Annotated in this window: 11 protein-coding genes; 8 read left to right on the forward strand and 3 right to left on the reverse strand. The window is 53.3% G+C overall.

The annotated features are described in order from the left end of the window. Window positions 1-160: 160 nt before the first annotated feature. The 5 genes from K365_RS0124990 (at window position 161) to K365_RS0125010 (ending at window position 7,937) form a co-directional block, all read left to right on the forward strand. Window positions 161-1,291 (forward strand): class II glutamine amidotransferase domain-containing protein, encoded by a 1,131-nt coding sequence (locus K365_RS0124990; protein WP_024336803.1) that lies wholly within the window; start codon window positions 161-163, stop codon window positions 1,289-1,291. Next, window positions 1,255-2,889: a glutamate synthase-related protein gene (locus K365_RS0124995; protein ID WP_024336804.1), complete on the forward strand. Its 1,635-nt coding sequence runs from the start codon at window positions 1,255-1,257 to the stop codon at window positions 2,887-2,889. The genes K365_RS0124990 and K365_RS0124995 overlap by 37 nt, the downstream gene beginning before the upstream one ends. A gap of 11 nt (window positions 2,890-2,900) precedes the next feature. After that, window positions 2,901-5,231 carry an FAD-dependent oxidoreductase gene (locus K365_RS0125000; RefSeq protein ID WP_024336805.1) on the forward strand — a complete coding sequence of 777 codons (2,331 nt, stop codon included), beginning with the start codon at window positions 2,901-2,903 and terminating at the stop codon, window positions 5,229-5,231. An 83-nt stretch (window positions 5,232-5,314) separates the two neighbouring features. Next, the gene (locus tag K365_RS0125005) at window positions 5,315-6,937 is read left to right on the forward strand and encodes an ABC transporter substrate-binding protein (protein WP_006966757.1); all 1,623 of its coding nucleotides are present in this window, start codon (window positions 5,315-5,317) and stop codon (window positions 6,935-6,937) included. A 70-nt stretch (window positions 6,938-7,007) separates the two neighbouring features. Continuing rightward, window positions 7,008-7,937 (forward strand): MBL fold metallo-hydrolase, encoded by a 930-nt coding sequence (locus K365_RS0125010; protein ID WP_024336806.1) that lies wholly within the window; start codon window positions 7,008-7,010, stop codon window positions 7,935-7,937. Here the strand turns inward: K365_RS0125010 and K365_RS0125015 are convergent. Both K365_RS0125015 and K365_RS0125020 read right to left on the reverse strand, forming a co-directional pair. Beyond that, entirely contained in the window at window positions 7,915-9,006 is a 1,092-nt protein-coding gene (locus K365_RS0125015; protein ID WP_006966755.1) for a ParB N-terminal domain-containing protein, read from the reverse strand. The two genes, K365_RS0125010 and K365_RS0125015, sit on opposite strands and share 23 nt — an antisense overlap. Window positions 9,007-9,009: 3 nt before the next feature. After that, window positions 9,010-9,657, reverse strand: coding sequence for a metallophosphoesterase family protein (locus tag K365_RS0125020; protein ID WP_006966754.1), 648 nt, complete (start codon window positions 9,655-9,657; stop codon window positions 9,010-9,012). A gap of 236 nt (window positions 9,658-9,893) precedes the next feature. On the opposite strand from K365_RS0125020, the gene K365_RS0125025 reads away from it, so the two are divergent. The 3 genes from K365_RS0125025 to K365_RS0125035 all read left to right on the forward strand — a co-directional run bounded on the left by K365_RS0125025 (window position 9,894) and on the right by K365_RS0125035 (window position 12,550). Continuing rightward, window positions 9,894-10,715, forward strand: coding sequence for a transporter substrate-binding domain-containing protein (locus K365_RS0125025; RefSeq protein ID WP_024336808.1), 822 nt, complete (start codon window positions 9,894-9,896; stop codon window positions 10,713-10,715). 90 nt (window positions 10,716-10,805) lie between these two features. Next, a complete protein-coding gene (locus K365_RS0125030) occupies window positions 10,806-11,822 on the forward strand; it encodes an amino acid ABC transporter permease (RefSeq protein ID WP_245569311.1) in 1,017 nt (338 codons plus the stop codon). Then, on the forward strand, window positions 11,819-12,550 hold the full coding sequence (locus K365_RS0125035; RefSeq protein ID WP_006966751.1) for an amino acid ABC transporter ATP-binding protein: 732 nt from the start codon (window positions 11,819-11,821) through the stop codon (window positions 12,548-12,550). Before K365_RS0125030 ends, K365_RS0125035 begins: the two co-directional genes overlap by 4 nt. A 76-nt stretch (window positions 12,551-12,626) precedes the next feature. On the opposite strand, the gene K365_RS0125040 is transcribed toward K365_RS0125035, so the two are convergent. Further along, window positions 12,627-13,166 (reverse strand): HD domain-containing protein, encoded by a 540-nt coding sequence (locus tag K365_RS0125040; protein ID WP_245569312.1) that lies wholly within the window; start codon window positions 13,164-13,166, stop codon window positions 12,627-12,629. Window positions 13,167-13,174 lie beyond the last annotated feature (8 nt).

The raw sequence follows: 13,174 nt of genomic DNA on the forward strand, positions 1-13,174 counted from the left end.
AACTTTTCAAAAAAAAATGATTGACACGGTGAGAGAATCTCTTTAGATTGAAATCCTTGGAAATCGGTGAATTCCCTTTTTCTCCAGAATTCGCGGTGAAAAGACGGCCTGCCCAGGGGGTGGGTCCCTGCAATATTTTAAGATGTCAGGAGATATTGATATGTGTCGTTTGTTCGCACTCACCAGCCGGGACCCGGTGTCCCCCATGCTGGCCATCAAGGCGTTGGATGTGATGAAGGAAGGCCATGACGGGTCCGGCATGGGGTTGTTGCTTCAGGACCTGGGCGGGCCGTTTGAAGAGATGAAAGAGGCCCCGATTCTGTCGGGTATTTTCAGTGAAGAAGGGATCCGGCGCCTGGATCTGTTCATGATGGATTTAGGCTTTCTCACCAAATATAAAATTTCTTTAAAAGTGCCTAAAAAACCGGTGGAAGGCATTCCCAGAAGAGATCTGTACCTGATCCGGGCCTATGAACTGCCCGAAGACTGGGACAGTCTGAGCAAAGACGACATGGCGGTCCGGCTGTCCGACATCCGGCTCAAGATCCGCGAAATGGGAGAGGAAAAAAAAGATATGATGGTGTTTTCCTTCTGGCCGGACACCATCATGATCAAGGAGATCGGAGATCCGCTGCTTCTGGCCGGATATCTGGGACTGGACCGCAAGGAGCTCAAGGCTAGAATCATCATGGCCCAGGGAAGGCAGAACACCAATTACGCCATTGACCTGTATGCGTGTCATCCGTTTTTCATCAAAGGGTACAGCACCATGACCAACGGCGAAAACACGGCATTTATTCCCATCAGGGATTTTCTGACCTCCCGGGGGATTGCCGCCTACACCGGATACCAGTCCGATTCCGAAGTGTTCGCCCATATCCTGCATTATTCCCTGGTTGAGCTGGGGCTGGGAATCGACGGGTACAAGCATGTGATCACCCCGCTTCAGGAAAGAGACCTGGCCGTTCATCCCAATGCCGGATTTTTATCTCACCTGAAACGCACCTGCCGGTCTCTGATCATTGACGGCCCCAACTGCGTCATCGGCACCCTGCCGGACCATTCGTTGTTCATGGTCCAGGACCGCAAAAAGCTGCGGCCCGGTGTGGTGGGAGGGAAGCCCGGCCTTTACGGGTTCTCGTCGGAAATCTGCGGCCTGGATGCCGTGATTCCGGACCGGGACAAATCCAGAGACATTCAACCCATGCATTTAGACACAGCCATTGTCGGCCCCGACCGCCAGGAGGTAACCATATGTCGTCAAACCGAAGCCTTGAACCTTCCGCTTTAAGCCTTAACGACCTGCCCTGGCAGGTGAAATTCAGCAATGACCGGTGTACCCTGTGCGGCCAGTGCACGGCCGTGTGTCCGGTCAAAGCCATTGAACTGGGCGTGTTCAGAAAACGGACCCTCAAACCCAGCATCCGCAGACAGGCGGATCAGGGGGTTGCCCAGGATGTGTTTTACGGGATCCGGCAGAAAACCGATGTGGCCCATGCCTGTATCGGGTGCGCCATGTGCACCCTGGTGTGCCCCAATGACGCCATCCATCCGGAAAAAAATCCCGGGCTGGACCGGATGAAGTTTCATATCAACCAGCAGGGGGTGCCCCGGCGCCGGGGCGGTCGCCGCAACGCGGCCGGCTCGATTCTGGACCGGATCAAGTTCACCCGGATCTCCATGCTCACGGACCCGGCCCTGGATGCCGGACGTCATGAGTTCGAGATGCGGACCCTGCTGGGCCGGGTGCTTTCCCCCAGGGAAAACATGAAGCGTCTGAAGGAAAACGGGTGGATTCCGCCGGTGCGGGAAATCTATCCGTTGATCATCGGCGGCATGTCTTTCGGTGCCCTGTCCCCCACCATGTGGGAGGGACTCCAGATGGGGGTGGCGTATCTGAACGAAGAGATGGGCATGCCCGTGCGCATGTGCACAGGTGAAGGCGGATGCCCGCCCCGGTTGCTGCGGTCCCGGTTCCTTAAATACGTGATTCTCCAGATCGCTTCCGGCTATTTCGGTTGGGATGAGATCATTCACGCCATTCCGCATATGAAGGAAGATCCCTGCGCCATCGAAATCAAGTACGGCCAGGGAGCCAAACCCGGGGACGGCGGCCTTTTGATGTGGCACAAGGTCAATAAACTCATCGCCGCCATCCGGGGCGTGCCCGCCGGCGTGAGCCTGCCCAGCCCCCCCACCCACCAGACCCAGTATTCCATTGAGGAATCCGTGGCCAAGATGATCTTGTCCATGTCCATGGCCTGGGGGTTCCGGGTGCCGGTGTATCCCAAGATTTCGGCGTCCTCCACCTCCCTGGCCGTGCTCAACAACCTCACCCGCAACGATTATGCGTCGGGCCTGGCCATTGACGGCGAAGACGGGGGCACAGGTGCGGCCTATACCGTGTCCATGGACCACATGGGACATCCCATTGCCAGCTGTATCAGAGACAACTACCTGAACCTGATCAAAATCGGCAAGCAGAACGAGATTCCGATTTTTGCCGGCGGCGGCATCGGCAAAAATGGGAACCTGGCCGCCAATGCCGCGGCATTGATCATGCTGGGGGCCTCCGGGGTCCAGATCGGCAAATATGTGATGCAGGCGGCCGCCGGGTGCGTGGGAACCGAAGAGGACCGGTGCAATGTCTGCAACGTGGGGATCTGTCCCAAAGGCATCACATCCCAGGATCCCCGGCTCTACCGGCGGCTGGACCCTGAAGATGTGGCGGAGCGGGTGGTGGACCTGTTTGTGTCTTTTGACACGGAACTCAAAAAGATCGTGGCGCCCCTGGGCCGGTCCACCTCTCTGCCCATCGGCATGTCCGACGCCCTGGGTATTGACGATGTTGCGGCAGCCCAGCGATTGAGTATCAAGTATGTAGTGTAAGGAATTCAGATATGACACACACTGATTTTATTTATATTCCCGGCAAAAGAGAAGAAAAACGGATTCCTTCCAGGGTTCTGGAGGAGATCATTCATCAGCAGATCCGCAGCGGCCACCGGCATCTGGAGATCGAGGCATTCGGCCAGCACGGCATCGGGGGCCGGTTATGGGACGCAGGCACGGATCCGGTGAATATCCGCATTATCGGACACTCCGGCCAGAGAACCGGGTCCCTGGGAAATGCCAATACCTGTATCGAAATCATGGGACCGGCATCTGATGACCTGGGATGGCTCAATGCCGGGGCCCAGATTGTGGTCCACGGCCACGCCTCCAACGGCGTGATGAACGGCGCGGCCCAGGGCCGGGTGTTTGTGGGCGGCAGCATCGGTGCCCGGGGCATGACCATGACCAAGCATAACCCCCGGTTCGATCCCCCGGAGCTGTGGGTCCTGGGCACGGCCGGGGATTATTTCGGTGAATTCATGGCCGGCGGCATTGCCGTGGTGTGCGGACACGGCAGTCAGCCGGAAGAACAGGTGCTGGGATACCGGCCCCTGGTGGGCATGGTGGGAGGCAAGGTGTTCGTCCGGGGCAGTGCGGCAGGGTTCAGCCAAAAAGACGCCAAACAGATTCCGGTCACTGATGACGACTGGCAGTGGCTGGAAACCGGGATTTCGCATTTTCTGAAAAAAACCGGCCGCATGGATCTGCTGGCTGCATTGACGGTCCGGCCGGAGTGGATGCTGCTGACAGCCAAATCCCCCCATGAAAAAGCGGACAGCCCGGACCGGCCGGATATGCAGGGTTTCAGACAACAGGTGTGGGACCGGGAACTGGGTCCAGGCGGGCTGATCGGAGATTTGCAGGAAACAGTGCCGGGAACCATTCCGGTGATCGCCACAGGGGATCTGCGCCGGTATGTGCCGGTGTGGGAGCAGGGTAAATATATTTCTCCCTGCCAGGCAGCCTGCCCCACCGGCATTCCGGTTCAGGACCGCTGGGCCATGGTAAGGGCTGACAATGTGGACGAAGCCATTGCCATGGGTCTGGCCCATACCCCGTTTCCCGCCACCGTGTGCGGATATCTGTGTCCCAGCCCCTGCATGGCTGCCTGCACCCGGCATCAGGAAGGCATGCCCCCGGTGAGTGTCAGAAACCTGGGCCGGGCCGGGGAACAGGTCCCTCCCCCGGAACCGGCGAAAAAAACCGGCAGAAAAATGGCGGTGATCGGTGCGGGGCCCGGTGGATTGTCCGCTGCCTGGCACCTGACCCTCAACGGCCATTTGGTGACCGTGTTCGACACTGGGCCAGTCATCGGCGGCAAGATCGCATCCGTGATCCCGGGATCCCGGATTCCTGAAAACACCCTGAAAACGGAACTGGCGCGGATCAAGGCCCTGATTCCTGATATCCGCCTGAAACAGCCCATTGATGCGGATGCCTTTGTCCGGATCCGGGATGAATATGATTTCACGGTTGTGGCGGCCGGAGCGAAAAAACCAAAATCCCTGCCCGTGCCCGGCATCGAGCAGGCGGTGTTTGCCAATGAATTTCTGTCGGATGCCAAAACAAAGAAAATCACCCCCGGCAAACAGGTGGTGATCATCGGGGCCGGCAATGTGGGGTGTGATGTGGCCACGGAAGCCCATCGCTTAGGAGCCCGAGACATCACCCTGATTGATGTGCAGCAGCCGGCCGCATTCGGCAAAGAACGGGAAGATGCGGAAAATTGCGGGGCCAAATTTCTGTGGCCCGTGTATACTAAAGAAATTACCGAACAGGGTGTAATACTCCAAAACGGCGATCTGCTGCCGGCAGACACGGTGGTGGTGGCCATCGGCGATGTTCCGGACCTGGATTTCATTCAACCCCTTCTGGCTGTGGACAATGGATTCGTCACCGTGGACCGGTTCAACCGGACCTCGGATCCCAAAGTATTTGCCATCGGCGATGCAGTGGCTCCGGGCCTGATCACGGATGCTATCGGTGCGGGTAAACGCACGGCCCAGGTTATTGATCAGCTGATATCCGGAAAAGAAGTCCGGGAAATATCCGCCATGCCGGTCATGGATACCTCCCGGGTTCATCTGGCGTATTATGATCCCAAAACACGGCCTGATGATTTGTCGTCCTGCGGCGAGGTCTGTGCATCCTGCGGCAGATGCCGGGATTGCGGCATCTGCGTGGCGGTTTGTCCGGAATCGGCTATTTTTCGCAACGATATGGGAAACGCAGGGTTTGAATACCGGGTGGATCCGGAACGGTGCATCGGGTGCGGGTTCTGCAAAGGGGCCTGTCCCTGCGGCATCTGGGACTTGATACCCAATACCCCCATGTAACTGGATGTTTGAGTTTTTCCTTGACGCTGCCCTTTTTGATTCGTATAAAAAGAATCCGAATCAAAAGGGGGGGGGATTGTGTCGTGAAACAGCGGTGGTTGTCTTTTCTGGGATGCCTGGCATTGGGGTGTGGGTTGTGGGGGGTGCTGATGACCGGTCAGGCAGATGCGATTTCTCCGCCGGGCCGGGTATTGAAATTTGCCGTTCATACCAGCAGTTTGGGCAGTCTGGATCCTCATCTGCTGAGAGGATCCCAGGACTATACCTATGCAGACCTGGTTTTCAACTGCCTGATCCGGTATGTACCCGGAGATCTTTCCCGTCTGGAACCGGATATCGCAGCATCCATTCCCACGTATCAACTTGAAAATGGCCGCCAGGTCTGGACGGTTCATCTGAAAAAACGAATTTTTTTTCATCCCGGCCCGTTCAACCCGGTGTATGAGTTGACTGCAGATGATGTGATCTTTTCATTAAAAAAACTGGCAGACCCGGATTTTTGCAGCATGGCCGGTGAATATGCGGGCATGACGTTTGAAAAGACAGATGACCATACCTTGAAAATTATTTTGGAAGAACCCGTGTCACCGTTGTTTTTTCTGCCGAAAATCGCCAATCACCGGGGCGGATATATTGTGAGTGAAAAAGCGATCCAGGCGGGTGGGTATGATGCCTTTGTCACTCACCCGGTGGGCACGGGTCCGTTCATGTTTCACCGGTATGTGCCAAAGGAAAAATGCGAGTTCAGAGCCTATGCCGGGTATTTTCGGGGAACCCCGAAACTGGCGGGCGTGGAAATGTATTTTATTCCGGACAACGATACCCGGGAGGCGGCTTTTGCAAACAAGGAGATGGATCTGATCCTCGGAGTGGGCGAACCCGGATGGATCGAGCGCATGGACCGGGTACCTGAAACCATCGTCGATGTGTTCGGTCCGGGGTTCACCGGCCTGTTTCATTTCAACACCTCCATTGAGCCCCTGAATGATCCCCGGGTGAGGCAGGCCATCGTCCATGCCCTGGACCGGGATGATTTTCTGGCCGCATCCAGCCCAAAGCTGGTGTCTCCGGTGCTGGCCCCCATGAGTCCGGCGTTTCTGCCCGGTGGGCTGTCAAACGAAAAAATTATCAGTTTGGGGCTGAATTTTGAAAAAAACATTGAAAAAGCCAGAAAACTGCTGGCGGACGCCGGGTTTGCAGACGGATTTTCCTTAACCCTGTATGGATCGGAAAAACGGCTGTTTAAGACAAGCTATGAAATTCTGCAACAGGCGTTGAAAGAGATCGGCATTATCGTGGAGTTGAAAATCGTATCCCATTCAGAATACCACCGGATTGTCCGGGACAACCGGAATGCCATGGTTCTGTATTTTACGCTCCGACCCAATGCGGATACGTATCTGCGGGGATTTTTTCATTCCGATGCCATCGTCCTGACCGGTGTCAATGCATATACCAATTTTTCCCATTGTACTTCCGTGGATGATCTTCTGGACACGGCGTTGACGGAAATGGATCCCAAAAAACAGATCCGGTTGTGGGAGCAGGCCCAGATAAAAATCCTGCACGATGTATGGGTGTATCCTTTGCTGGATATCAAGTATTGTGTGGCCCGAAAATCCGATCTTGACTATGGGCATGATCTGTTCAATACCCTGGCCGGGTATCCTCAGTTTGACGAACGTACCGCATTTGTCTCACCCTGAAGGCCGGTACCAGACGGTTTTGCCGGCACGGATGTCCGCTTGCAGGATACTTTCAAAGGAAAACGTTTTTATGAAACAAACCCGGATTACAGACAAAATTACATATGTGGAACCCGATTCCATGGCCCGGTTTTCCTCTTGTGCCGGATTGATTGTCCAGTCCAGAAAACAGATATTCATAGACATGAATTTAGGAGAGTCCGATACCCGGACCCTGCTGGAACAAAGATGTCCGGATGCAGCGGTGATCACGCATTTCCATCTGGATCACAGCGTCTGGACCCACCAGGCGGAAAAAGCCGGGATACAGGTCTTTGTGCCGGCAAAAGAAGCGGCATTTCTTTCCAGCCTGGATCATGTGGTTCAACAGACAGCCGGTCCCTTAGGCTGCGGCAAACAGTGGCATGCGTTTGTTGAAAACACCCAGGGATTCCGGTCGTTGACGCATTTTTCATCCTATGGGCCTGACACGGTTTTTGTGGAGTTTGCTCCGGAAATGGTGGTGATGGACACCCCGGGCCACTCCCCGGGGCATACCTCGTTTTATTTTCCGGATGACCGGATCCTGTTTTCAGGAGATCTGGGACTGGACCGGTTCGGACCGTGGTATGGGTGGCAGAATTGTGATATCCGGGATCTGATCTTCTCCCTTCTTCGATTGGACGGAATGCAGATCAATTTGATTCTGTCCAGTCATGGCGGAATGATCCAAAAAGGCATATCCGACATTTTTATGGCAAAAATCAAAGAGATCCTCCAGCGGGAACATCACATTGAAAAACAGTTGTCCAAAGGTAAATCCGAGGCTCAAATCATTGAAAACGGGGTATTCTATCTCCACAAAAAAAAGGTGCCCCAACCTTTGAAAACATTTCTGGATATGTGGGATTCCGTCATGTTTCAGCACCACAAAAATTTATTGGCACAAGGCGGATTGACAGCATTTTTTCCTGAATTGTCCCAAATTTCCAACGCGCTTAGCCAGCAAAGCCGTCTTTGACCAGGGACCGGCCCGGTATCATGGTCTGGGTCCGTTTGATTCCCTCGATTTTCCGGATCTGCTGATCCAGGAATTCGGCAATAGTTTCCGCATCCGAGGTGAGAAAATCCCGCTGGAGAACCACTTTTACCAAGAGATCGATACTGCCGTGAACCGTATGGACCTCCCGGACTTCATCCAGTGCAAACAATCGATCCGACAGGGTGGTTTCTGTCATGGCATCCGTGTCAATGAGAATGAATGCGGTAATGGTGCGTTTCATTTCCGGGTATTCCGGGGTTTGTTTTTCCAGCATGGCGCTTCTGAAACCGGCCATGCTTTTGGGGATCAGCCGATCGATACCGATGCCGTAACGCCGGTTGGTACTGGAATCCCAGTGATGATAGGCAATATAAGTGTACAGGTCGGCAAGGGTCCGCCCGGGAAAATACTTGAGCAGGTCCCCGTTTTGGATGATGGAGGTCATGGGCAGGTATATGGTGTGGTACCAGTCTCTGGCGGCCCGGATGAAATCGCAGTTTTTGCCGGACTGGGATGTCAGGTAATCCTGATGTTTCCGGATCTGCTGTTCCAGATATTTGTATTTTCCCACTTCCGTAAGATCGATTTCCCGGGGCAGTTCGGTTTTTTCCAGAAATTTCGTTTTTTCCAGATACAACAGGTTTTCCAGGGTATTCCTGGCGGATACAATCTCCACCACCTTGGCCTTGATTTCCGTCCATCCCAGTTCCTTGGCCGCCGCCACCCGGTGGTTGCCGTCCAGGACATAGTATTGGTTGCGGATCTGGTACAGTTTGACCGGCGGGATGGCTCTGCCCTGACGCATGGCCTGTTTGATTTCCGTAAACCGCTGGGCGGACATGTGTTTTTTGGGCCGGAACCGGGAATCAAAATCCCCGTATTTACCCACACTGCCGATGATGTTTTCCAAAGAAATGGTCTGGATGCCGTGATCAACGAACGTCACATCTTCTTCCTGGGCCTGCTGTTCATGGAACGAATCCACGTGGTTGCGTGTATCCTGCCGGGCGGCATCGGCCGAAAACAGGTATTTGAAGAAATTTTTCATGGTTCAGACCTCTATGAGTGTAAATCCGCAGGTGTTGATGACCTGCGTATGGTTGACGCGTGTAATTCTATCGGATTGGGTATCAAATTCCCGGTGTATGTGTCCATGGATAAAATAATCGGGCCGGTATTTTTGAATCAGTGTGTTGAAGCATTCAAATCCCCGGTGACATAAGTCTTCTTTGTCATGGATGTGGCGGGGCGGGGCATGGGTGATGATCATATGTACCGGTTTTTTACGCCATAAAGACAGCCACAGGGAAAATATCTGTTTTTTCATCATGGCTTCGGTGTACTGGTTGGCGCCGCCGTTATACCACATGGATCCTTCCAGGCCTAAGATATTGACTCCGTCCAGGGAAATGATCTGCTTGTGAATATTTTTGCATCCCACGGGGTTACCGGAGGTGTACCGAATATCGTGATTGCCTTTGACATAAAACAGGGGCCGGTCCAGCCGATCCCGCAGAAATGACAGAAATTCCGGCTCCATATCTCCGCAGGAGATGATGAGGTCCACGGGCTCCAGGGTTCTGGTTTCCACCAGGCGGGTCAGGGATTTATCGATGAAATCAGATACAGCCAGTATTTTCAGCCCGGGGGGCTTCAGCGGTGAACAGGAAGGGCTTGTTTGAGTCAGCTGTTTTTTCATGAAATAATAACGGGTACCGAATTATAGGGTGAATCGTGCAAATAACGTCATCATCATAGGACATATTACGTCAAATATCCAGATCCATAAAATATTGCTTGCCATTTAATTTGGTTATGCGCTAATTATTAGACTTGATTCAAAAACGGTTTTTACTATCCTTTAACAGGCTTTAACGGATCATCTTCGCTGACGGAGATGATCAGAGCCGAAACTTAACTTTCAGGAGGAAAAAGATGAAAAAATTGTTTGTATCCCTGTTCGCTCTGGCATTTGTTCTTGTCTCCGCACCGGCATTCAGTGCCGACATTGAACTGGCCAAAAAATCAACCCTTGAATCCATTGTCAAGGCAGGAGAAATCCGGGTGGGATTTGAATCCGGCTACCTTCCCTTTGAAATGACCAATACCAAAGGCCAGTACATCGGATTCGACATTGACATGGGAAAACAGCTGGCTAAGGCCATGGGCGTTACGTTCACCCCGGTAAACACGGCATGGGACGGTATTATCCCCTCTTTGATCACTGAAAAATTTGATATTATCATTTCCGGCATGACCGTTACCCAGGAAAGAAACCTGGCCGTCAACTTCACCGATCCCTATATTGTTGTGGGACAGGCCATCCTGCTGAACAAAAAACATGAAGGGGTGGTAAAATCCTACAAAGACCTGAATGATCCCAAATATGTCATCACCTCCAAACTGGGCACCACAGGTGAGCAGGCAGTCAAAAGAATGATCCCCCGGGCCACCTACAAGAGCTTTGAGGTGGAAACCGAAGCGGTCATGGAAGTGATCCAGGGCAATGCCGATGCCACGGTGTATGATCTGCCCCTTATTGAGATCATGCAGGCACAGCATGGAAAAGGCAAAACCGTTGCACTGACCGAACCGTTTACCTTTGAACCACTGGCCATGGCGGTCAGAAAAGGGGATCCCGATTTCCTGAACTTTCTGAACAACTTTATCCGCCAGTACAAAAATGACGGCAGATGGCAGCAGTCCTATGACAAATGGATCAAATCCAATGAATGGCAGAAAGATCTGCAGAATTAATTTGATTTGTCACCATTGCATCAGGAACTTTGAATGAATCCGGGCCGGCAGAAGATGTCTTCTGTCGGCCTGTTTTGTAAGGTTAGATATATGGAACAAAACATATCCAACATCAAACGCTTGAGCAATCCCATTGCCTATTTTCTGTCAGTGATCGGTTTTCTTGTGCTGCTGTTCATGGTCATCGGTGCGGTGTATTATGCCACGGTGGCCGTGGATTATCAGTGGCGCTGGTTCAAGGTGCCAAAGTACTTCATGTACAAATCCACCATTACCCTGTATGCAGAAGGCTACGGGGAAATTGACACCATTGCCGACAACAGGGAAAAAGTGGATATCATTGTCACAACGGATGCCGGCACAAGAACCTATACGGTTCCCAAAGATTCATATGACTGGATTGAAGGAGATATGGTGTCTCCGGGGGATATCGTTGCATCGTATGAAGGGAGTTGGCAGCCCGGTATCCTGGCCAAAGGCCTGTGGGTGACCCTGAAAATTTCGTTCCTTGCCACGATTTTCGGGATCACACTGGGGATCATCGGCGGCGTGGCAAGGGTCTCGGATACCCCGGTGCTCAAATGGTCGGCCATCACCTATGTGGAGGTTATCCGGGGATCTCCTTTGCTGGTGCAGATCATGATTTTTTATTTTGTTCTGGGAACCACCATGAACAAAATTCTGCTGATGAACGGCATTCCTAAACTTGACCCCCAATGGTACGGTATCATGGCCTTGTCCATTTTCACGGGCGCCTATGTGGTGGAAATTGTGAGAGCCGGCATCGAGGCCATTCATCCCGGTCAGGTGGAGGCAGCCAGATCTTCGGGCATGACCTATTTCCAGTGCATGTTTCATATTATTCTTCCCCAGGCATTGAAAACCATCCTGCCGCCCCTGGCAGGCCAGTTCATCAACCTGATCAAGGATTCTTCCCTGCTGGGTCTGATTTCCATCAGGGAATTGACCAAAGCCACCCGGGAGGGTATTACCACAAGTCTGCAAACCTTTGAATTGTGGATATTGTGTGCCATTCTCTATCTGCTTATGACTTTTACGCTTTCCATGTGTGTCCAGTATCTGGAAAGGAGGACAGCCACCAAATGATAGATGTTATAAGTATTTACAAGACATTTTATGTTCCCCATGAGGTCAAGGCCCTGGTGGATGTGTCCAATAAAATCAAGGCAGGAGAGGTGGTGGTGGTCATCGGACCGTCCGGTTCGGGAAAAAGCACATTTTTGCGGTGCCTGAACCGTCTGGAAACTGCAGAAGCCGGTCAGATCCTGGTGGACGGGGTGGATATTTTCGATCCCAAGACCAATATCAACAAAGTCCGGGCGGAAATGGGCATGGTGTTCCAGTCCTTTAATCTGTATCCCCACCTGACCGTGCAGGGCAATGTGAATCTGGCCCAGAAACTGGTGCGGAAAAGACCCAAAAAGGAGCGGGAGGAAAAAACCAGGATGCTGCTGGAAAAGGTGGGGATCTCCGCCAAAGCCAAGGCCTGGCCGTCCAATCTGTCCGGAGGTCAGCAGCAGCGGGTGGCCATTGCCAGGGCCCTGGCAATGGATCCCAAGATCATGCTGTTTGACGAACCCACCTCGGCCCTGGATCCGGAGATGATCGGTGAGGTCCTGGATGTCATGAAAACCCTGGCCAAAGAGGGCATGACCATGGTGTGCGTCACCCATGAAATGGGCTTTGCCAGGGAAGTGGGGGACCGGGTGATTTTCATGGACGAAGGCATGATCGTGGAAGAAGGCACACCCGAGCATTTTTTCAAAAATCCCATCCATGACCGGACCAAATTGTTTTTGAAACAGATTCTATAGCGGCTATATCCGGATGATGCCCGGCCGCAAACCGGCCGGCAACTTTAAATGACTGATCTGGAAGCAATTGCCTTTTTTACAGTCTGAATTCCTGTGCCCACCGGGCAAACCGGCGGGCATGGGCCGGATCGATGGCGTTTAAGTCCGCCAGGATCTGGGGCACGGTCCTGGGCCGGTGCCGGGCCGGACCGGTTTTGGAAAAAAATTTGTCTGCACAGCAGATGATTTTTTCTGCCGGGGTGACCGGCACCATGTCCCGCCGGGGCAGGGGCAAATTGTGGCGGTTAATGGTGTCCAGGCTGATACCGGCTCCGGTGTGCCGTTCGGCCACCCGGCCGTAAGCCGGATCCAGGCCTTCGCTGTCCAGCAGTTCCCGGCCCAGATATCCATGACACACATAGGGTGCCTCCCCGGTGCAGCCGAGTTTCGGGGAGGTGGTTAAAAAGATGCCGATGTCATGGAGCAGGGCGGCCTGTTTGATAAACAAAAGATCCAGGTCCGGATCCGCCAGGTTCCGGGCGATTTCCAGGCTTTTTTCTGCCACCTGCCGGCTGTGATCTACCAGGATGCAGTGCAGCGGGGATCCGGCGGGATAATATTTTTCAATAACGGCCATGGGGTCCA

Source organism: Desulfotignum balticum DSM 7044 (assembly GCF_000421285.1).
In the GTDB taxonomy this organism is placed as follows: Bacteria; Desulfobacterota; Desulfobacteria; order Desulfobacterales; family Desulfobacteraceae; genus Desulfotignum; species Desulfotignum balticum.

Bases quoted from the DNA above. Each gene is read 5' to 3' on its own strand.
- K365_RS0124990 (WP_024336803.1), top strand. From the start codon at position 161: ATGTGTCGTTTGTTCGCACTCACCAGCCGGGACCCGGTGTCCCCCATG.
- K365_RS0124995 (WP_024336804.1), top strand. From the start codon at position 1,255: ATGTCGTCAAACCGAAGCCTTGAACCTTCCGCTTTAAGCCTTAACGAC.
- K365_RS0125000 (WP_024336805.1), top strand. From the start codon at position 2,901: ATGACACACACTGATTTTATTTATATTCCCGGCAAAAGAGAAGAAAAA.
- K365_RS0125010 (WP_024336806.1), top strand. From the start codon at position 7,008: ATGAAACAAACCCGGATTACAGACAAAATTACATATGTGGAACCCGAT.
- K365_RS0125015 (WP_006966755.1), bottom strand. From the start codon at position 9,006: ATGAAAAATTTCTTCAAATACCTGTTTTCGGCCGATGCCGCCCGGCAG.
- K365_RS0125020 (WP_006966754.1), bottom strand. From the start codon at position 9,657: ATGAAAAAACAGCTGACTCAAACAAGCCCTTCCTGTTCACCGCTGAAG.
- K365_RS0125025 (WP_024336808.1), top strand. From the start codon at position 9,894: ATGAAAAAATTGTTTGTATCCCTGTTCGCTCTGGCATTTGTTCTTGTC.
- K365_RS0125030 (WP_245569311.1), top strand. From the start codon at position 10,806: ATGGAACAAAACATATCCAACATCAAACGCTTGAGCAATCCCATTGCC.
- K365_RS0125035 (WP_006966751.1), top strand. From the start codon at position 11,819: ATGATAGATGTTATAAGTATTTACAAGACATTTTATGTTCCCCATGAG.
- K365_RS0125040 (WP_245569312.1), bottom strand. From the start codon at position 13,166: ATGGCCGTTATTGAAAAATATTATCCCGCCGGATCCCCGCTGCACTGC.